The sequence below is a fragment of the Rhodoferax sp. GW821-FHT10B06 genome, assembly GCF_059415605.1.
This window is the reverse complement of the sequence record NZ_JBWKNO010000002.1, coordinates 286,300-304,717: the sequence shown is the minus strand read 5'-3', so window position 1 is coordinate 304,717 and position 18,418 is coordinate 286,300. Positions and strand designations below refer to the sequence as shown.

At 63.1% G+C, this 18,418-nt stretch carries 15 protein-coding genes; 4 read left to right on the top strand and 11 right to left on the bottom strand.

The features are described 5' to 3' along the window. Nucleotides 1–13: 13 nt before the first annotated feature. From AC07O2_RS04225 to AC07O2_RS04190, 8 genes are all read right to left on the bottom strand, one after another. Nucleotides 14–1,240 carry a catalase family protein gene (locus AC07O2_RS04225; protein WP_495074488.1) on the bottom strand — a complete coding sequence of 409 codons (1,227 nt, stop codon included), beginning with the start codon at nucleotides 1,238–1,240 and terminating at the stop codon, nucleotides 14–16. Beyond that, nucleotides 1,237–2,712, bottom strand: coding sequence for a Dyp-type peroxidase (locus tag AC07O2_RS04220; RefSeq protein WP_495074487.1), 1,476 nt, complete (start codon nucleotides 2,710–2,712; stop codon nucleotides 1,237–1,239). Before AC07O2_RS04220 ends, AC07O2_RS04225 begins: the two co-directional genes overlap by 4 nt. After that, nucleotides 2,709–3,998 carry a hypothetical protein gene (locus AC07O2_RS04215; RefSeq protein ID WP_495074486.1) on the bottom strand — a complete coding sequence of 430 codons (1,290 nt, stop codon included), beginning with the start codon at nucleotides 3,996–3,998 and terminating at the stop codon, nucleotides 2,709–2,711. The genes AC07O2_RS04220 and AC07O2_RS04215 overlap by 4 nt, the downstream gene beginning before the upstream one ends. Nucleotides 3,999–4,006: 8 nt before the next feature. Then, on the bottom strand, nucleotides 4,007–4,438 hold the full coding sequence (locus AC07O2_RS04210) for a hypothetical protein (RefSeq protein WP_495074485.1): 432 nt from the start codon (nucleotides 4,436–4,438) through the stop codon (nucleotides 4,007–4,009). Nucleotides 4,439–4,473: 35 nt separating this feature from the next. Further along, complete coding sequence (locus tag AC07O2_RS04205) at nucleotides 4,474–6,330, bottom strand: GMC family oxidoreductase (RefSeq protein WP_495074484.1); 1,857 nt, start codon at nucleotides 6,328–6,330, stop codon at nucleotides 4,474–4,476. A gap of 18 nt (nucleotides 6,331–6,348) precedes the next feature. Beyond that, nucleotides 6,349–8,856 carry a hypothetical protein gene (locus AC07O2_RS04200; RefSeq protein ID WP_495074483.1) on the bottom strand — a complete coding sequence of 836 codons (2,508 nt, stop codon included), beginning with the start codon at nucleotides 8,854–8,856 and terminating at the stop codon, nucleotides 6,349–6,351. Nucleotides 8,857–9,097: 241 nt separating this feature from the next. Next, nucleotides 9,098–9,574: a hypothetical protein gene (locus AC07O2_RS04195; RefSeq protein WP_495074482.1), complete on the bottom strand. Its 477-nt coding sequence runs from the start codon at nucleotides 9,572–9,574 to the stop codon at nucleotides 9,098–9,100. Nucleotides 9,575–9,842: 268 nt separating this feature from the next. Beyond that, entirely contained in the window at nucleotides 9,843–10,736 is an 894-nt protein-coding gene (locus AC07O2_RS04190; RefSeq protein ID WP_495074481.1) for a LysR substrate-binding domain-containing protein, read from the bottom strand. Between the two features lie 182 nt (nucleotides 10,737–10,918). Here AC07O2_RS04190 and AC07O2_RS04185 point away from each other — a divergent pair, with 182 nt between their 5' ends. Continuing rightward, nucleotides 10,919–11,320: a nuclear transport factor 2 family protein gene (locus tag AC07O2_RS04185; RefSeq protein WP_495074480.1), complete on the top strand. Its 402-nt coding sequence runs from the start codon at nucleotides 10,919–10,921 to the stop codon at nucleotides 11,318–11,320. Between the two features lie 227 nt (nucleotides 11,321–11,547). Further along, nucleotides 11,548–13,785: an NADP-dependent isocitrate dehydrogenase gene (locus AC07O2_RS04180; RefSeq protein ID WP_495074479.1), complete on the top strand. Its 2,238-nt coding sequence runs from the start codon at nucleotides 11,548–11,550 to the stop codon at nucleotides 13,783–13,785. 153 nt (nucleotides 13,786–13,938) lie between these two features. Here the strand turns inward: AC07O2_RS04180 and AC07O2_RS04175 are convergent, their stop codons facing one another. After that, a complete protein-coding gene (locus AC07O2_RS04175; RefSeq protein ID WP_495074478.1) occupies nucleotides 13,939–14,607 on the bottom strand; it encodes a hypothetical protein in 669 nt (222 codons plus the stop codon). A gap of 344 nt (nucleotides 14,608–14,951) precedes the next feature. On the opposite strand from AC07O2_RS04175, the gene AC07O2_RS04170 reads away from it, so the two are divergent. Together AC07O2_RS04170 and AC07O2_RS04165 are read left to right on the top strand one after the other, a co-directional pair. Then, entirely contained in the window at nucleotides 14,952–15,515 is a 564-nt protein-coding gene (locus AC07O2_RS04170; RefSeq protein WP_495074477.1) for a heme NO-binding domain-containing protein, read from the top strand. Next, complete coding sequence (locus AC07O2_RS04165) at nucleotides 15,508–17,052, top strand: putative bifunctional diguanylate cyclase/phosphodiesterase (RefSeq protein WP_495074476.1); 1,545 nt, start codon at nucleotides 15,508–15,510, stop codon at nucleotides 17,050–17,052. The genes AC07O2_RS04170 and AC07O2_RS04165 overlap by 8 nt, the downstream gene beginning before the upstream one ends. A gap of 180 nt (nucleotides 17,053–17,232) precedes the next feature. On the opposite strand, the gene AC07O2_RS04160 is transcribed toward AC07O2_RS04165, so the two are convergent. Next, the gene (locus tag AC07O2_RS04160; RefSeq protein WP_495074475.1) at nucleotides 17,233–17,790 is read right to left on the bottom strand and encodes a hypothetical protein; all 558 of its coding nucleotides are present in this window, start codon (nucleotides 17,788–17,790) and stop codon (nucleotides 17,233–17,235) included. Nucleotides 17,791–17,854: 64 nt separating this feature from the next. Then, nucleotides 17,855–18,283 (bottom strand): hypothetical protein, encoded by a 429-nt coding sequence (locus AC07O2_RS04155; protein WP_495074474.1) that lies wholly within the window; start codon nucleotides 18,281–18,283, stop codon nucleotides 17,855–17,857. Between the last annotated feature and the right edge of the window lie 135 nt (nucleotides 18,284–18,418).

Here is an 18,418-nt window from a genome sequence, read left to right as displayed (position 1 = left end):
CCAGAGCCACTTTTCACTCAAATTTTTCATCGCCCGTAGGCTCGAAGTGCGGCACCGCATTCATCTGGTGGCGCAGCTTGGACAGCTCGTAGTACATGCGTTTGCGGGCGCGGCTCTGGTTGCCCAGGGGGCGGTGCTCGGCGATGCTGTGCCAGGGGTTGTATGACAGGCGCTTGGCAAACTCCATCTGGGCGGGCGAGTCGAACTGCTGGCGCGGAATACGCAGTGTGGCGGCGCTGATGCGGGGAGATAGGCGCTCGGGCCATAGCACGGCTGCATTTTCAATCGGCATGAGGTGCGGGTCGGTTTGCAGCTGCAGGCGCACGTCCAACTCGACGTCGCCCATGGCGAGTGACTGGACCATGGCGGCGCGCAGGTAGTCGTCCGGCGGGCGCAGCGGCAGGCGCGGTATGGGCGTGCGCTGCGTGCTCTTGGGCCAGAAGGAATACTGCATGGCCTGGCCCTCGCCCAGTAAGTACGGCACGCAGCTGAAGTAGGGCGCCTCCAGCGGGCTGCTCTGGGTCTTGGTCCACAGGCCTTGCATGATGGCGTCGAGGATGTGCGTGCGCTGCAGGTTGAAGAAGTAGAAGATCTGCGCGTTCTGCAGGCTGGTCTTTTGCAGCTGGGCGTTGGCCATGACGTCGGGGGTGACGAAGGTGGGCGGCGACACGCCGAACATGTCTTGGGTGAACTTTTCCTCGTCCATCAGTTTGGGGCCGGGCACGTCCATGAGCTTGACGCTGATGCTCATGAAGCCTACGTCGTCAATATCCGGTGTGATGTAGGGGCCAGGGCCCGAGAAGCGCACCCAGGCCGGGTAGCTGCGCGGTTGCGCATAGATGCCGTGGCGTAGCGCAGGAGGCAGGTTGTCGTGCACGATGAACTCGGCGCGCACGATGCCCTGGGTCTTGGTGTTGCCACCGCGCTCGAAGCCGCCGGGTTTCCATAGCGCGCGCATTTGCTCTTGAAAGCTCTGGATGATGGAGTCGACGAAAGCCTCCTCGCCGGGCAGCAGCTTTTCTTCGGCGATCTTCAGGCCCTCGTTGGGGCGTTGGGCGTTGATCAGCGCCGTGGTCAGCCGGGCCAGCGGGTCGCGCAGCAGGGCGTCAAAGGCGGGGCGAATGAACGGGTCGACGCGGCGCTCCAGCTGGATCAGCGCCAGCGAGGTATCAGACAGCCAGTTCTTCACGGTCGAGCCGGTGTTGGCGCGCGGCACCGGGCGGCTGGTGTTGGAATTCATGGTGTGTCTCCCTTATCACCAAGGTGCGCCAGGTAGCGCAGTGCGCGGATGCCGGGCAGAAAGAAGTAGGCACCGCCGCGCACGGTGACGAACTGCGGCAAGCCGCTGAGCCGCTGGTCCGGCCCTTGGGCCTGGGGCATGGAAAACCCATCCACCACGCCACTACTGCCCAGCCCGGGCGCGCGGTTGCCCAGCAGCGGGTCGTTCTCGCCCTGCAGGCCATCGAAATGCGGTGAGTTCAGCCAGGCGCCCTGCACGAATTCAAACTGCCGGGCGATGTTCGCACCCAGGCATATGAAGTGCAGGCCGGTAGGCGTTTCACCTGGCGGCCCGTCCTGGCCATAAGCGCGGCCGCGCCGCAACAGGCGGTGGAAGCGAGTGGAGGGCACGCGGTCCTGCTCCAGCGCGGCGGCATCAAAACCCAGGGTGCGCGTGAGCCACGGCAGCAGGCCGGGGGCACCCGCCGGCAGGTCGGCATTGCGTGGATTGGCGCGGCGTATGTGGGCGCCCAGTGGGCATTGCGTGCCGCGTGGGTCGTCGCTGTAGTCGAAGGCGTTCAGGTCGTCTGCCGGTGTGCTGGGTAGCAGCGGCTGGCCGTCGCGTGTGCGGCCCAGCATGGCGGCGGCCAGTTGCTCCTGCCGCGCCGTGTCGCCGTCGGCCTGGGCGTGCAGGCATTGCCAGAAGCCCTGCACATCCTGCTCTAGCTGGCGCAGCACCAGGTAGCTGCCGTTGCGGCCCAGGTCGGCGTAGTCGGGCTGGTTTTCCGCACGCGGCAATAATCCTACTTGATCTAGCTGTTGGCCAAGTAGGGGGCGGTCGGTGTAGCCGCCGTATTCATTGGGGTAGCCCAGCAGGAATTCGCCCAGGCAGCTGAGGTTGGTGTACTTCAGCTGCTCGGCATCGCGCACGGGGCGGTCGCGGCTCCAGTCCAGCAGGGGCTGGGAGATGCCGTCCATAAAGCCAAAGGGCTCGTGGTCGCCGCGCTCGCTACAGCGCAGGCGGGCCAGTGTGTCGAAGCCAGCGGCGCATTGCGCTTCCACCGCGCTTTGCCAGGCGTCCATTTGACCGGGCAGGGCGTATAGCAACACCAGCACGTGGGGCAGCTTGGCGTCGGCCCCCCACGCCCATTGGCTGGGCGCGTTGGCACCCACGTCGCCCAGGCGGCGGGAGCGGCTGGGGTCACCGCCCATGCCGGCGATGAACTCGGTAGAAAAACCATCCACCACCTTCGCCGGCACGCCCAGTGCACGCAGGCCGTTGCTGCTCAGGGCAATCTGCAGCACGGTGGCCGGCGGTGGTTCGGTCGGTGCAGCACTGGTCACGGGGGCGCTGGCCAGCCAAGCGCGGGCGGCGGCCGGGTCCTTCACGCGCAGCAATAGAAAGCAGGCCTGGCTGTGGTGCTTGTAGCCAAAGCGCAGCAGGCCCTGGATGTCATCCAGTTCGACTGGTGCGGCGGGGTGGGTTGTGCTCATAGCAGCCTTAACCAGGCCTGTGCCTGGGCGTCGGTCATATGGGGGCGCTGCAGACCTTCGCGGATGCGCTGGTTGCGCTGCATGTCGGCTAGCGTCAGGCCCGGGTAGGCCTTGTACCAGACCTGGGTGGGGATCTGGTGGCGGCGCTGGTAGTACTTGAAGACCTGCTCCTGCCGCGCGCCACCCAGGATGAGCCAGCGTGTGCGCGGCCAGCCCAGGCCGTTGCTGAACACCAGGTTCAGGCCCCAGGCCACCTTGTTGATGAAGTCGTCCATATAGCCCTGGTGGCTGCCGTCGTAGTTGCTGGTGAAGAGTACACGGCTTTTGTCGTCCAGAAACACCCAGCGTGCGAAGTGGATGGTCTGCACGCGCGCCAGATGGCCACGGGTGAACACATGGCGGCAGGCGTAGTCAATCAGCACCAGCAGCAGCGTCACCAGCCAGCGGCGGAACAGCCCGGGCTTGACGGCGCCCAATGCGGTGTACTGGTTGCTGGCGTCGAAGTCCTCCAGGTCTTGCAGTGCCTGCAGGTCAGCCGGGTCGGGGCGGGGGCAGATTTCCACATCGGTTTCCTCGCGGCTGCGCAACTGGTAGACAAGCCAGGGTGCCAGCAGCACCAGTAGGGGCAGCAACGCCAGCCCTGCCAGTGGCACGGCCAGCAGATGCAGCAGCTGGCCCAGGCACCAGGCCAGCGGTGTGGGCGGTGGCGGCGTCAGCGTGAGCCGGCCGGCCTGTATCTCGGTCTCGACCACCGACTGAAGTGCACGTCGCACGGTTTGCGCATCGGCAGCGCTGGTGCGTGGCAGGCGTGCCGACAGGGCGCGCTGCAGCGTGCTTTCCTGCTGGATCTGCTGCACGCTGCGCCCCAGCCAGTGGACGTAGCGGGCGGCAATCGGGCGGTCATGTGCCAGCATCCAGCCCAGCAGGTCAGCGGTGGCGTCAAAGCCGGCGCAGTGGGCAAAGATGCGCCGCAGCCCGTCGCCCGCGTGCTGCACCAGATCGGCCAGGCAGTCCTGTGCCGCGCCGTCGCAGTCGCCCATGAACGCCAGGTAGGTCGGCAGGCGCGGGCGTAGCAGGCCCAGTGTCTCCAGGTCTATCTGCAGCGCGTCATCCAGCAGTACCAGGCGCGCAAAGTGCAACTGCTGGAAACGGGCGAACGGCAGCACCGGGTTATGGGCATCGGCCATGCCGGGGCTAGCGTTCATGCCATCCAGCAAGTTACGCAAGCTGATCTCGCGCCCCTTGGCCAGCGGCGCCACCACGGTGAATTGCGACTGTGGGGTCACGGCGACCTTTAGAACTGCAGGCAGAAGTCGATGAGCCGCTCCTTGCCCCAATACACCTTGCCCAGGTAGAAGTTGGGGCCGATCAGGCGGATTTCGTCGCGGATGTAGTGGGCGATGACCGATGTGTCGGAGTAGTCCAGCACGATGCATTCCTGCCCGTCCAGCCAGCTCTTGTCCTTGTAGACCTTGGCCAGCACGGCCTCGAAGCCGAACACCAGCACCTTGTTTTTCAGCAGGCCTTTTTCGGCGTCAAACACCTTGCCTTGCCAGCCGAACATATTGATCAGATGGGCAATATGTTCGGTGTACTTGGTGCCGGGCGCAATGATGGCCGTGCCGTTGGCCGAGCCATTGGGGATGTCGCCTGCCGGGCTGGCCCGGAACAAATCGTCTAGCTGCACCTGGCTCATCGCCAGCAGTTGTTTTACGTCGTAGGCCATGCTTTCTCCTTGTGCGGTTGCCCGCTGTAAAAAAACTAGGTGGGCGCTTGCGCGGCGTCTTGCAGCATCACATCGGCGGCTTTTTCACCCACCATATAGACCGCCGACGCGATGAAAAAACCGGGTATGCGCGGGAACACCGATGCGTCCACCACCCGCAGCCCTTGTGTGCCGTGCACGCGAAAGCGGCTGTCCAGCACGCCGCCATCCTTCGCTGCACCTATGGGGCAGGAGCAGGATGCGTGGTGGCCCCAGGCCGTGTTGCGCACGTAGTCGGCCAGGGCAGCGTCGGTTTGCACCTGGGGGCCGGGCAGGCACTCCTCGGCGACCAGGCCACGGGCCAGTAGTGGCGCGGTCAGGCTGCGCACAAAACGTATGGCCTGCACCACGGCCTGCAGGTCGCTGCCCGTGGCATCGCTGCCTTCTTCAAAGTAGTGAAAGTTGACCTGTGGCGTGTCGCGCGGGTCGGCCGAGCGCAGGGTGATGCGGCCGGCGCGGTTCAGCGTGTGGGCCTTCAGCACGGCCCAGGTAAGCCGGTCGCTGTGCTGGCGTATCAGCTGCGAGAAGCCCGGCGCATAGCCTTCGAAGCGGGCGGGTAGGGCCATGCAGAAGATGTCTGGCTCCGGCTGGTGGCCGGACGAGCGGCGCACCAGGCCTACGGCGGCCCCATTGGTGGCGTACATGCCGCTGCGCTGGGCATGCCATTCCTGCCACTGCGGGTCGCCCCGCATGAAGCGGGCGCCGGCCAGTGCCTGCCAGGGCCTGGCCATGCGGTGGGTTACGGCTATCTCGTAGCGGTCTTGCAGATTGCGTCCTACGCCAGGCAAATCCACCTGCAGTGGAATGCCGTGGGCCTGCAGCCCGTCTGCTGGGCCTATGCCCGAGAGCATCAGCAGCTGCGGTGTGTTGAAGGCCCCGCCACACAGCACCACTTCGCGCAAGGCGCGTACCTGCTGGCGCCGGCCCGGGCTGCTGCTGGCCTGGCTATGCGCGCGGTACAGGCGCGCACCCTTGAGGAATTCCACGCCTTCGGCCCTGCCATTCGGCCCCAGCAGCACCCGTGTGGCCAGGGCATCCAGCTCGATGTGCAACTGGCCCGGGTGCTTTGCGGCGACCAGCAGCAGGCGCTCGCGGGTGCCGAACCGGCTGGCTTGCACCGTGCTGGTGGGGGTATAGCACAGGCCTTCAAAGCTACCGCCGCCCCAGGGCCGCGCATTCGGGTCGCCCTTGCCACGCAGCCAGCGCAGGGCGCTACGCAGCGGATGGGCCAGGCCGCCAGTGAATGTGCGCGCGGTCTGTGACACCAGGCCCACCATTTGCGCATCGCCCAGAGCCTCCAGCGGGATGGCGCGCTCTGTGTGCAGCCAGCCGTTCCAGCCGTGGCCGGTGGGGTTGATGCCCAGGTGGCGCAGGGCGCGCCACAGCGGGCGGTGGTGGCAGGACTCCACGCGTTCGGCATAGCGCTGCATGTGGCGGGACTGCCAGCTGCGGTCGCTGGTCAGCTCGGCGATGTGGTTCCAGTCGGAATCGTGCGGGCGCATGAAGATCATGGCGTTGTGCGCAGTGCAGCCGCCCAGGCCGGCCGCGCGAGGGTAGAGCACGCCCTGGCGGCTGGCGTTGTACTTGGGGTCGCGCAGCTGGCGGGCCTCGTCGCCGTAGTGGCGTACCTGGAAGTTCCACGCCATGGCCTCGTTCTCACAGGCAAAGCTGTGGAAGGCGGGTACGTCGTAGTCATCGGGCAGACGCGGCCCCGCCGTGGTACGCGGGTCACCGCCGGCCTCCAGTAAAAAAACCCGCATGCCGGCTTCTACCAGGCGCGCTGCCAGCGTGCCGCCGCCTGCCCCCGATCCGACGATGATGTAGTCCCATGGTCGTCTTTCGGCGTCGGTCATTTGGTGGTGTATGGGCGCTTAGAAGGTCTTGATGAAGGCGATCAGCGCGCGCTTGTCGTCGTCGCTCAAAACCGGCTCGGTCCCGAATGACTTCTCGTCTGCGCTCAGCCCTTCCTGCTCGTTGAATGCTGCGGTGCCAAAGTAGTGACCGCGGTTGACCACAAAGTCCGGGCATTTGCTCAGGCGCAGCATGGGCGCGCGCAGGTTGGCGAACTTGTCGCGCAGTTGCTCGTCCGTGGCGTTCTCGGGCGCGGTCAGCAGGTCAGCCTTGAGCTTGACTACCATCTCGGTCACGTCGCGCACCTGGGCCGCCTTGTCGCCCAGGTCGTCGCTCTCACTGCGCAGCTTGAGGTTGGCGATCAGGTTCACCGGCATGCCCTTCGGGATAGGGCCCAGCACCACGTCGCTGCCCGAGCCGACCAGTTTGGGGAACCAGCGGTGCAGCATGCCTTGCAGCGGCTGCAGCGCATCGGGCATGAAGCCGTCGGGGATGATGACCTCGCTGCGCTGGGTGGTGCGGTCAATGGTGCCGGGTACCTTGTTGCCCAGCACGCTGTCACGTTCGCGCTTTTCGGGCCACAGCAGCTGCTCGATGGAGGCGTCAAACACCTTCATGCGGCTGGCTACCGACGGGCTGGAGTCAAATGGCCCCAGGCTGTTGTTCAGCAGGAATGGCGCGGTGGACCAGATGCTGATCAGCGACGGCACGCGGGTATAGCCGCGCCCGCCGGCCGGCATGGCATAGGGCACCAGATCGCCGGTGAACGGGTCGTTCAACGTGACTGTGCCCACCGATGGCAGCTGCTTGTACGAGGTGGACGAGAAGTCGTTCCAGATATTGCCGCCCAGCGCATTGGTGGCCAGTGGGCTGCAGACATTGGTGCGCAGCAGCGTGGCCGGTATGCGCGCCTCGGTGGACAGGTAGTTGCCCTGCAGGAAGTCAGGGGCCTGCACGATCTGGCGCATCTGCGACTTGTAGCCATCGGTCTGCGTCCAGCCCCAGTAGCGCTTGAAGCAGGCCAGGTAGCCGGCGCCGGCACACTTGTCCGGGTCCAGCGCCAGCTCGGGCGGTGGGGTGGGGGCCTTGCTGGAGTGGCAGCGCGCGCAGGTGTCGGCAAACACCTCTTTGCCGCGTTCTACCGTGGTGCTGTCCTCGGCCAGGTAGGTTGCGCCACCGGGGGCGTCTTTCAGATGATCGGGTTGCGCGGCTTTCAGGAAGAACAGCGCGGTATTGGGTGTGCCGGCCTCGGTGGCCTGCCAGTAGCCCGAGTTCTTTTGCGCCACCGCGATCTGGATCGGCGTGATGGTCTTGCCGCCGACCACGGGATTGAAGTGCAGCAACCATTCCTCGCTGAACAGGCCGATGTTCAGGTACACGCGGTTCAGCGCGCCCAGCAGGCCGACCGAGTCGGCACCGTCTTTCAGCACATGGGGTGTACGTGTGGTGCCGCTGGCTTTGTCATAGAACTCGGTCAATGGGCCGCTGGTGAAAAAGTCGTTGAACTGTTTGTTGTCGCGCTCGCCGCCGGTCAGCTTTTCATGCCACAGATTTTTGGCCAGGCCCATGCGGGATGCGAAGTCGTATACCGCGTTCATGGTGCGCGGGTTGTTGATGCTGTCGGTGGAGATCAGCGAGGTGTCCATGGCGCCGGGGCGGAATGTATGCGCCAGCTGGAACATATAGTTCTTCTGCCCCTCGGGTTTGTTGGCGTTGTGGATGAACAGCCGGTCCACCCACATGTACTGCGCGCCGACTGACGAGCTGAGGTTGGCGAACTTTGGGTGGGCCGGGTCGTCCGGCGGGTTTACCGGGCTGGGCCCCACATGGCAGAAGCCGCAGGACATGCCCACGCGGTAGGGGCGCACCAGGTCCTGCCGGTTGTAGTAGCTGGGGTCGGTGTAGTACTTCTCGGCGTTCCATTCCTTGGCCGCCTTTTCGTCAAATGCCGGGTTAGGGAACAGGCGCAGGCCCATGATGCCGGTGGCTTCGCCGTAGAACGAGCCCACGGGCAGCGGGTTGCCGCGCGCGCCTATGGCTACGCCGGGGTACTTGCTGGCGTTCTCGAACGGGTCGGGGGTGCAGCCCTTGCTGCGCTGGTCCAGCCACAGGCCCTGGTGCTTGGGGTCGGGGCCGGTAGCCTTTTCAAAGCAGGGTTCGTTCACCAGGCCCAGGTAGTTCCACCGGCTGTCGCGGGTGTAGCCCTGGCTGGGGTGGGAGCTGACCATCTTCAGCAGGTCGAAGGCGCCAAAGGTGTAGTTGGTCAGCTGGTTCCACATACGGTCATTGCCACCGGTCCAGACCAGCCACATATTGCGCCCGGTGACTTCTTCGGGCGACAGTGCCACGGCGCCGTCCATGTCGTGGAAGTAGTCCTCGCTGGCATGGGGAAAGCTTTTACCGTTGCGCCCGGCCAGTAGGGCCTCGTCCAGCACGGTGCCCGGTTCCTGTCCTTTGGAACAGGCCGCGAGCAGCAGCGCCAGTGCCAGCAGCCAAGGGATTCTTGTTTTACAGCCATTCGATGCCATTGCCATCTCCCGTTGACTCTGCTCAGAACAAGCCAGCCGCAGCTGCGTAAAAAATGCAGCTTTTGCCTACTAGTTATCGAATTCGCAAGTTGTAAACATTGCGCCTTCTTTGTCGAAAAGTAAAGTTCTGGTAAGCGCGGAGGTAGTCTAGGCCGAGATGTGGCAGCAGGCATCCCTTGAAAGATGGATAAAGCCACGCCGGCCAAGCTGCGTGTGGCGTGGCTTACAGGCGGGGCTGTACTCAGGCCGGGGTGTTGTCGGTGCCGCTAGGCCAGACCATTACGGCCTTGGCGGGCTGGCCGGACTTCACCACGACCTGCTGGTGCAGGGTTTTGCCGTCCAGCGTAGCGTCCACGTTGTAGGCGCCGGGCGCCAGCTTGGCCAGCAGGAAGGGGCCCTGGGCCTGGGTGTCCAGCGCGGTCTGGCCATGGGTGTCGCGGACTTTGACGGCCACGTCGGCCGCATATTCGGCACCGTGGCGGGTCTTGATGGCGAACTCCAGCGTTAGCGGCCATTGCTTGCTGGCGCTTTGGATGGCGCTGGCCTCGCCGTCGCCGATGCCGCCGCTGAGGTACTGCACAGCTCCGCTGTGGTGTACAGGTGGTAGCAAGGTTTCGGCATGCAGATGGCCCACGCCCAGGGCTAGGGTGGTCAGGCCAGCGGCCAGGGCCGTGCGCCGGATGCGGCGGGTGGTGGCGTGCATTGTGGCGAATGTCATGGGGTTTCTCCAATCCTCAAAGTTGGTGCGGCGAGGAATTGCAGTGCGCCGCACCTTGCACTGCTTGGGTGTGGCGAAATCTTTGCGCTGCAGACTTAGGCGGCGCTTAAAAACCTCAGCCTATGCCGCACTGCGAGGCTTGGCATTTGCTATCTTAAAAATAGCTACTTGCGCAGGTTATATGCGCGCTGAGGCCTATTTCTTGTGAGGCGAATGGTGGCATGCCGGCCCGTGTTTCCGTGTGGTAAAGCCGGCCAGGCGGGACGGGCTAGCTGGCGCTTGCGTGCGGTGTGTTGAGTTGCGCCAGCAGCCAGGCCTGGAATGCCTGCAGCTTGCGTTGCTCCGCGCGGTGGGCCGGGTAGGTCAAAAAGTAAGACATGCCACTGGGCACCTGCTGCGCAAACGGCATGGCCAGCACGCCGTCATCCAGGCTCTCGCGTAGCAGGGCAGGGTCGGCAATCGCCACGCCCAGGCCCCGTGTGGCCGCGGAAAGTGCCATGTCCAGCGTGTCGAAAACCTGGCCTTGGCCCGGCGTCGGTATGGGCTGGCCCACTGCCTGCAACCACAGCGCCCATTCGCGCAGCCGTGGGTCGGGGTGCAGCAGCGTGTAGCGGGCCAGGTCGCTGGGGCTTTGCAGCTGCGGCAGCAGGGCGGGGGCGCACAGCGGCGTCAGCTTTTCCTGCATCAGGGCCACCTCTACCAGTTGCGGCCAGCCGCCACGCCCATGGGCCACGATGGCATCCACGCCGGGGCTGCTGAAGTCCGGTGCGTCGCCCCAGTGCGTGGCAATGCGCACCTCCAGGTCGGGCAGGGCTTGCCGCAGCTTGGGCAGCAGCGGCAGAAACCAGCGCGATGCAAAGGTGGGCGGCAGCTGCAGCGTCAGCACGCCGCGGGCCTGTGCTAGCTGGGCCGTGGCATGTTTGAGCGTGTTGAAGGCTTCATGCACGGCGGGCAGCAACTGGCTGCCTTCGGCGCTGAGCGCCAAGCCCTTGGCCTGCCGCACGAACAGCGGGCAGCCATAGAAGTCTTCCAGCAGCAGGATCTGCCGGCTGACCGCGCTTTGCGTCAGGTGCAAGGCCGTGGCCGCGCGGGTAAAGCTGCCCAACTGCGCGGCGCTCAGAAAAGCCTGCAATGCATACAACGGTGGGAGTTCGGATGGCATGGTTAAGGCATGCGTTGAACGCATGGGGTGTCGGCGAATTTTTCGTTAGGTTATAGCAGGCGTTATTCCTAGAATTTCACAAAACCCATCGCGAAAGCATTCCTATTTTGCATGGAATGGCAGCGGTTGGGCTGGTTGGGCCGCAGGCCCAGGTTTCGTTCCACCACCAGAAAGAAGACCACATGACCCCCTCCACATTGAACAGCCCCTACGTTGACACCGTGGCCCAGTACCTGGCCCATCTGGAGCGCGGCGACGTGGACGCGCTGAGCGCGCTGTTCAGCGCCGACGCCCAGGTGTTTTCACCCTTTCTCGGGTGGATGGCGCCGCACCCGTTTTTCACCAAGGTACGCGACGCCTCAGGCCAGAGCCGTATCGAGACGCTGGATATCCTGGTCAGCGCGCAGGGTGCGGCACGGGCGGTGGGCTATTTCGTCTACCACTGGCAACTGAAGGATGGGAGCATGGTGCATTTCGACTGCGCCGACGTGTTTGACTTCGACCCCGAGGGCCGTATCGCGCGCATGACCATCGTCTACGACACCCATCCCATCCGCGCCGAGGTGGGTGATAAGTACGCTTAACGGTTTTACACGCAGGTTTACGTGCTATTTAAATAATAGCTTGCTGTGCATGGTTTGTATACGTCGAATGCATATTTGATGGGTTATTCCTGTGTTAGCGCAATGCCTGACGCCTGGAAGCACGTGCACCCTCAAGTAGACTCTTGGGATGTGGCGGTCGCGCAAGCGACTCCGCTTAACCGCTGCGAGCGGCTCACACATTTGTTAAATGCACTAGAGGACGAACCATGGCTGCCGAAAAATCCAAGATCTTTTACACCCTGACCGACGAAGCGCCGCGTCTGGCAACCTACTCGTTGTTGCCCATCGTTCAGTCTTTCACGGCGGCAGCCGGCATCGAAGTGGTGACCAGCGACATTTCCGTGGCAGCCCGTGTGCTGGCCGAGTTTCCCGAGTTCCTGTCCGACGACCAGAAGGTTCCTGCCACCTTGGCCGAGCTGGGTCGCCTGACCCTGCTGCCCGATACCAACATCATCAAGCTGCCCAACATCAGCGCATCCGTGGGCCAGCTGCAAACCTGTATCAAGGAACTGCAAGCCAAGGGCTACGCGATTCCTGACTTCCCCGAAGATCCCAAGACCGACGAAGACAAAGCCATCCGTGCGCGCTACTCCAAGTGCACCGGCAGTGCGGTAAACCCCGTGCTGCGCGAAGGTAACTCCGACCGCCGCGCCCCCAAGGCCGTGAAGGAATACGCCCGCAAGAACCCGCACAGCATGGCCGAATGGAGCCAGGCTTCGCGTTCGCACGTGTCGCACATGCACCATGGCGACTTCTACCACGGTGAAAAATCGCTGACGCTGGACAAGGCCCGCGACGTGAAGATGGAACTGCTGACCAAGAGCGGCAAGACCATCATCCTCAAGCCCAAGGTTTCGCTGCTGGACCGCGAAGTCATCGACAGCATGTTCATGAGCAAGAAGGCGCTGGTCGAGTTCTATGAGAAAGAAATCGAAGACGCACACAAGACCGGCGTGATGTTCTCGCTGCACGTCAAGGCCACGATGATGAAGGTGTCCCACCCCATCGTCTTCGGCCACTGCGTGAAGATCTTCTACAAGGACGCGTTCGAAAAGCACGGCGATCTGTTCAAGGAGTTGGGCGTCAACGTCAACAACGGCATGGCCGACCTGTACACCAAGATCGCCACCCTGCCGCAAAGCAAGCAGGACGAGATCAAGCGCGACCTGCACGCCTGCCATGAGCACCGCCCCGAGCTGGCCATGGTGGACTCGGCCAAGGGCATCACCAACTTCCATTCGCCCAACGACGTCATCGTTGACGCCTCCATGCCGGCCATGATCCGCGCTGGCGGCAAGATGTACGGTGCCGATGGCCGCCTGAAGGACGTGAAGGCCGTCATGCCCGAATCCACCTTCGCCCGCATCTACCAGGAAATCATCAACTTCTGCAAATGGCACGGCGCCTTCGACCCCAAGACCATGGGCACCGTGCCCAACGTCGGTCTGATGGCCCAGCAGGCCGAGGAATACGGCTCGCACGACAAGACCTTCGAAATCCCCGAAGACGGCGTGGCCAACATCACCGACCTGGCTACCGGCGAAGTGTTGCTGAGCCAGAACGTGGAGCAGGGCGACATCTGGCGCATGTGCCAGGTCAAGGACGCCGCCATCCGCGACTGGGTCAAGCTGGCTGTCAGCCGCGCGCGTAACTCCGGCATGCCCGTGGTGTTCTGGCTGGACGCCTACCGTCCGCACGAAGCCCAGCTGATCACCAAGGTCAAGATGTACCTGCACGAGCACGACACCACCGGTCTGGACATCCAGATCATGAGCCAAGTCCGCGCTATGCGCTACACCCTGGAGCGCGTGATCCGCGGCCAGGACACCATCAGTGCCACCGGCAACATCCTGCGCGACTACCTGACCGACCTGTTCCCCATCATGGAACTGGGCACCTCGGCCAAGATGCTGTCGGTTGTGCCTTTGATGGCCGGTGGCGGCATGTACGAAACCGGCGCGGGCGGCTCGGCCCCCAAGCACGTGCAGCAGCTGGTGGAAGAAAACCACCTGCGCTGGGATTCGCTGGGCGAGTTCCTGGCCCTGGCCGTCAGTCTGGAAGACCTCGGCATCAAGGCCGGCAACGCCAAGTCCAAGGTGCTGGCCAAGACGCTGGATGCCGCCACTGGCAAATTGTTGGATAACAACAAGAACCCCTCGCCCAAGACCGGCCAGTTGGACAACCGCGGCAGCCACTTCTACCTGGCGCTGTACTGGGCCGAGGCCTTGGCCGCCCAGACCGACGACGTTGAGCTGCAAACCCGCTTTAGCCCCTTGGCCAAGTTGCTGGCTGAGAACGAGCAAAAAATCGTAACCGAACTGAATGCGGTGCAAGGCCAACCGGTGGACATCGGCGGCTACTACCTGCCTGACGTGTCCAAGACCGATGCCGTGATGCGCCCCAGCGCCACGCTGAACGCAGCACTGCAAACCGTCGCCGCCTGATAGCCCGCTGCGCAGACCGCGCAGTGCCGCCATGCGTATACGTGCCACACGCCAGCCCAAGCTGCCGTGTGGCATTTTCTTGTGTGCTATTGAATTGGTAGCTGCTGGCGCAGGTGGAATCTGCGCCAGAGCCTGATTTTGCTTAAATGGATTTCAGTGCAGCTTGCCGTATTGCGTGCCACCCGTCATGTTGCCGCCTTCCAGTGGCATCAGGTCGGACTGGTATTCCTGCTCGCCCACGCGTATCGCAGGCGGCGCCTTGCCGCGCTGCAGGGCTTCCATGAAGGCTATCTGCTCGGCGGGCGAAACGGGTTGGTAGGTGCGGCGCGATAGTATCGGCATCGATTGGTGGCCGTTGGCGGCTGTGGCGGCGCTAGTCGCCACCGGTTTGGGCGGCTCGAAACTGCCGCTGCGCGCCGGGTCACCCGCGCGGGTGCGGCGCTCAAACTGGTCCTCCGTCTCGCTGACGCGCCAGTACACGCCGTCTATCAGCACGCCGTAGCGCTTGAAGGCATCGGTGCGTAGGCTGTGTTCCATGGCCGCAAAACTTTTGCCCTTGCCGTGGGCCCCAGCGGCGAACGACTTCGCCACATCCACCATGGCGATGAAGCGGTGGTGCCGCTCGTCCACCGGCATGAGCTTGAAGCGGTACATATTCGACACCACTTCCATCGACAAAAACGACTCGCGGATCGACTGGTACAGCCGCTCCTTGCGGTAGGCCTTGCGCTCCTCCAGATCCATGCGCCGCAAAGACGGCTCTGCCAGGGGCTGGGCGGTCACGGCTGCGGGGCGCTGGAATCTTTTGAGAAATGCAAACATGTGGCGTGCTGCTAGTCCTTGGATGGAAGTACCCGTGCTCTGGTAGCGCGGGGGCTGCCCCATTATGTGGATGTCCGGGGCTGTTTGGGGAAGCGGCTTGCTTCGTTTTAGGGACGCAAAGCTAAAACCCAATTGCTCTTCAATATATAGCAGCTGGCGCAGATTTTGAAAGTGTAGGAACACTATTTTGCGTGTGACTTTTGCGCTAGGCGGCCGTACGCATGGACCCGCCTGGCGCTTTTGTCTACGTGCATGCATGCCCTGTCATCAGACCTCCCCGCAGAGTGCACAAATCGTTACACTGTGTAGTACCTGCACGCGATTCACTTCGATGGAGAGCCATTGTGAAAGGTATTGTTTTTACCGAGTTTCTTGGCTTTGTGGCCCAACGCTATGGCGAAGATATGGTGGACGACATCATCGACGCCAGTGCCTTGCCCAGCGGCGGCGCATACACATCCGTAGGCACCTATGACCATGGCGAACTGGTGGCGCTGTGTAATGCACTGGCGCAGCAGACGGGGGCGGCTGTGCCCGAGCTGGTACAGGCTTTTGGGTTCCATCTGAGCGGGAGTTTTGCCAGGGGTTACCCCGCATTTTTTGCCCGCTGCAGCCATTTTTTCGACTTTCTGGAAAGCATAGAAGAGCACATTCACAAAGAAGTGCAAAAGCTTTACCCAGACGCCGAGCTACCCACCTTTACCGCGCTGGAACGTAGCGCTTCGCGCCTGGTGCTGGACTACCGCAGTCCACGCCAGATGAGCGATCTTGCCGTGGGGCTGATCCAGGGTTCGGCCCAGCAATTTGACGTCCGGGTCCATGTTCAACCCCAGGCCTATGACAGTGAGGACGGGCCCGTGGTGCGTTTCGTGATCGACGTGGCGGGCGACACACCTGACCATGCCTAGCGACACCCTAACGCCCGACCCAAGCGTTGCCGCGCTAGCCGAACGTGTGCGTCGCATGGAGGCGCGGCTGGACCGGGAGCGGCGTGCCCGCGTCGAGGCAGAGCACCTGCTGGAAGAAAAATCGCGGGCCTTGTATGAGGCCAATCTGGCACTCAGCGCCCTGGCCAACGATCTGGAGCAACGCGTGGAGGTGCGTACCGAAGAGCTGCGCACCGCGCGCCAGGCCGCCGTGGTGCAGGCCGAAACCGATGCCCTGACCGGCATTGCCAACCGGGCCGCATTCACCCGCAGGCTGGACGACACCCTGAGCAATACGCATGCGATGCGGGCCGGCGTGGCGCTGCTGCTGATCGACCTGGACAACTTCAAGCACGTCAACGACACCCAGGGCCACCAGGCCGGCGACGCCCTGCTGGTGGAGGTGGCGCACCGCCTGTCCGAGGCCTTGCGGCCGGACGATGCGGGTCGCACCGGCGACTTGGTCGCCCGACTGGGCGGGGACGAGTTCGCGGTCATCGCCAAGAACATAGGAGCCCAGCAGAACGGGCTGCGGCTGGCGCAGCGGCTGCTGGCCGTGCTGTGCCGCCCGGTGCTGTTCAACGGTGCCAGCATTCCATGCTACTGCTCCATCGGCTTGGCGTCGGCCGAGCTACCCGATGAGCCGGCCGGCACTCTGCTGGGCAATGCGGACCTGGCCTTGTACGCGTCCAAGCGCATGGGGCGTGCCCGCGTGACCTGCTACGAGCCCAATCTGCGCATCGAGGTGGAGCACCGCGCCCGGCATGAAAACGAGGTGCGTGAAGCCGTGCTGGCCGACCATATCGAGCCCTGGTTCCAGCCCGTGTTTCGCTGTGACCTGGGGCGCCACAGTGGCGTGGAGATGCTGGCGCGCTGGCATGTCTCCGGTGGCGAAGTGCGGTCGCCCCAGGCCTTTTTGCGCACGGTGGAAGAGCTGGGCCTGCTCGACGTGATGATGGAAAACATGTTGCGCCGCGCCTTGTCCGAAGCGTTGCCCCTGGTGATCAGCGGCGCCTTGGACTACCTCGCGGTGAATGTGTCGCCCACCCAGTTCAACGCGGGCTGGGCCCTGCGCGCCTTGCCTCTGCTGCTGGCCCAGATCGGGTTCCCGGCCCGGGCCTTGGTGATCGAGCTGACGGAAACCGCGCTGCTGCAGGACACCGACCTGACCCGCTCCATGCTGTTTGCGCTCAATGCCCAGGGCATGCGCATTGCGATAGACGATTTTGGTGTGGGCTATTCCAACTTCTCGCTGCTGCGCCAGCTACCGTGCGACTTCCTCAAGCTGGACCGTACGCTGAGCGTGGACGTGGAGCGCGACGAGTCCGCGCGGGCGCTGACCGAATGCATTCTGGCCCTGGCGGCGCGCCTGAAGATCCAGGTGGTGGCCGAAGGCGTGGAAACACTGCAGCAGTCGCGCTATCTGCTGGAGGCCGGCTGCGCGGCCCAGCAAGGCTATCTGCACGCGCGGCCGCAGCGCGATCTGGCCGCCTTGTTCACACCCGCTGCAGCGCTTTAATGCTTCCAAAATAGTAGCTGCTAGCGCAGGGTTTATCTGCGCTGCAGGTACTTTCAAGTGGAGGCCATCGAACTTTGATCAGCGTGGCCAGAGTTGCTTGAGGAACCGCTCGATCTCGCTGGGCCGTGAATGGGTGATATGGGCCCTAAGCAGTCTCTGGCGCAGCGCTTAAGCCGACACTCAAGGTGATGGCAGCTTTTGAATGTCCTCAAGAACGAACCCCATCAGACTCTGCGTGTAACTGACTAAGACAGGGTCGCCCACCCTTAAAGCACTCCAAAGGTCCTTGGGCACACAGGTAGTCATCGATTCCTTCAATGCATCGCCCCGAAGTTCCACACGGTAATGACAACCGCGTCCACTACGTTCTTTGAGTACGTAAGCTACAGACGATTGACCTGTTGTTGATTTAAGGACAACCCTCGAGAAAATCGTTGGCAACCCGAGCAAAACGGAAAAATAGCCAAAAACAGCGAAAAAAAGACAACCGAGTGCAAGTCCTAACCAGCGTTTGACAGGCCCCGAACTATTCAACTTACTCGACGGATTCCGGTCGCCGGCAAGCAAGCACCAACCAATAAATCCACAAAAGACTGCAGCTCCGAGAGACCAATATTTCAATAGAGGGTCAGGCGAAACATTTGAACTATTAATGAGGCCGAGTATCGCCATAACGCCCAATGCACAGAATGCCAGATTTGGTAGCCTGGGGGACACTTTTCGGAAGTTGAAGTTCATGCAGATACGGGTCGAAACGCTAGTAGCTGAGGCTACCAAATGTCGGCAATTGGCCGACTGCCGTCTACCGCGGCGAGGACCATCGAACGGTGAGTATGCATGCCGGCTGGACGCCAAATGCCCGATGAAACACGCCTGGTCCCCATACGACAAAGTCACCATGGCGGCGCAAAGTGTGCGACAAGATGTCCTGCGACGGGAAGTCAGCGTTCACAGAGAACTCGATTCTGAATTCGCTGGTTGGGCTCACCAACATAGACATCGTCCGCCCCTCGCTTAACGGCTTGGGTTCGCCGTTCGGATTTCCTTCCGGATGAGAGAACCATTTCACGCACAGCCCGGCAACAAGCTCGTTTGCGGGCACATGGCGCAGTTCGCCAGGTGGTTCCTTGGTCCAAGCGCTGAATCCGACAAACCAGCCTGTTCCGCTCGTGTCCAAATCGCCGGCGTTGCCGAACTCCACGTTCTGCTCAAGAAACTGCTTCGAATGCATGCCGAATTTTGCCCTCGTGTTGTACGTCCAGTTTTGGCGGCGGATTCAGCCGTATAGGGCGCGGCTGAACAGGGTCCGAAGCCGAAGGTTAACTTTACCCAGAGCTGACATGTTAAATATCGTCAGCATAACCAA

What these genes read in the sequence shown, in the direction of transcription:
- AC07O2_RS04225 (WP_495074488.1), bottom strand. Translation starts at nt 1,240, where the DNA reads ATGAATTCCAACACCAGCCGCCCGGTGCCGCGCGCCAACACCGGCTCG.
- AC07O2_RS04220 (WP_495074487.1), bottom strand. Translation starts at nt 2,712, where the DNA reads ATGAGCACAACCCACCCCGCCGCACCAGTCGAACTGGATGACATCCAG.
- AC07O2_RS04210 (WP_495074485.1), bottom strand. Translation starts at nt 4,438, where the DNA reads ATGGCCTACGACGTAAAACAACTGCTGGCGATGAGCCAGGTGCAGCTA.
- AC07O2_RS04205 (WP_495074484.1), bottom strand. Translation starts at nt 6,330, where the DNA reads ATGACCGACGCCGAAAGACGACCATGGGACTACATCATCGTCGGATCG.
- AC07O2_RS04200 (WP_495074483.1), bottom strand. Translation starts at nt 8,856, where the DNA reads ATGGCATCGAATGGCTGTAAAACAAGAATCCCTTGGCTGCTGGCACTG.
- AC07O2_RS04195 (WP_495074482.1), bottom strand. Translation starts at nt 9,574, where the DNA reads ATGACATTCGCCACAATGCACGCCACCACCCGCCGCATCCGGCGCACG.
- AC07O2_RS04190 (WP_495074481.1), bottom strand. Translation starts at nt 10,736, where the DNA reads ATGCCATCCGAACTCCCACCGTTGTATGCATTGCAGGCTTTTCTGAGC.
- AC07O2_RS04185 (WP_495074480.1), top strand. Translation starts at nt 10,919, where the DNA reads ATGACCCCCTCCACATTGAACAGCCCCTACGTTGACACCGTGGCCCAG.
- AC07O2_RS04180 (WP_495074479.1), top strand. Translation starts at nt 11,548, where the DNA reads ATGGCTGCCGAAAAATCCAAGATCTTTTACACCCTGACCGACGAAGCG.
- AC07O2_RS04175 (WP_495074478.1), bottom strand. Translation starts at nt 14,607, where the DNA reads ATGTTTGCATTTCTCAAAAGATTCCAGCGCCCCGCAGCCGTGACCGCC.
- AC07O2_RS04165 (WP_495074476.1), top strand. Translation starts at nt 15,508, where the DNA reads ATGCCTAGCGACACCCTAACGCCCGACCCAAGCGTTGCCGCGCTAGCC.
- AC07O2_RS04160 (WP_495074475.1), bottom strand. Translation starts at nt 17,790, where the DNA reads ATGAACTTCAACTTCCGAAAAGTGTCCCCCAGGCTACCAAATCTGGCA.
- AC07O2_RS04155 (WP_495074474.1), bottom strand. Translation starts at nt 18,283, where the DNA reads ATGCATTCGAAGCAGTTTCTTGAGCAGAACGTGGAGTTCGGCAACGCC.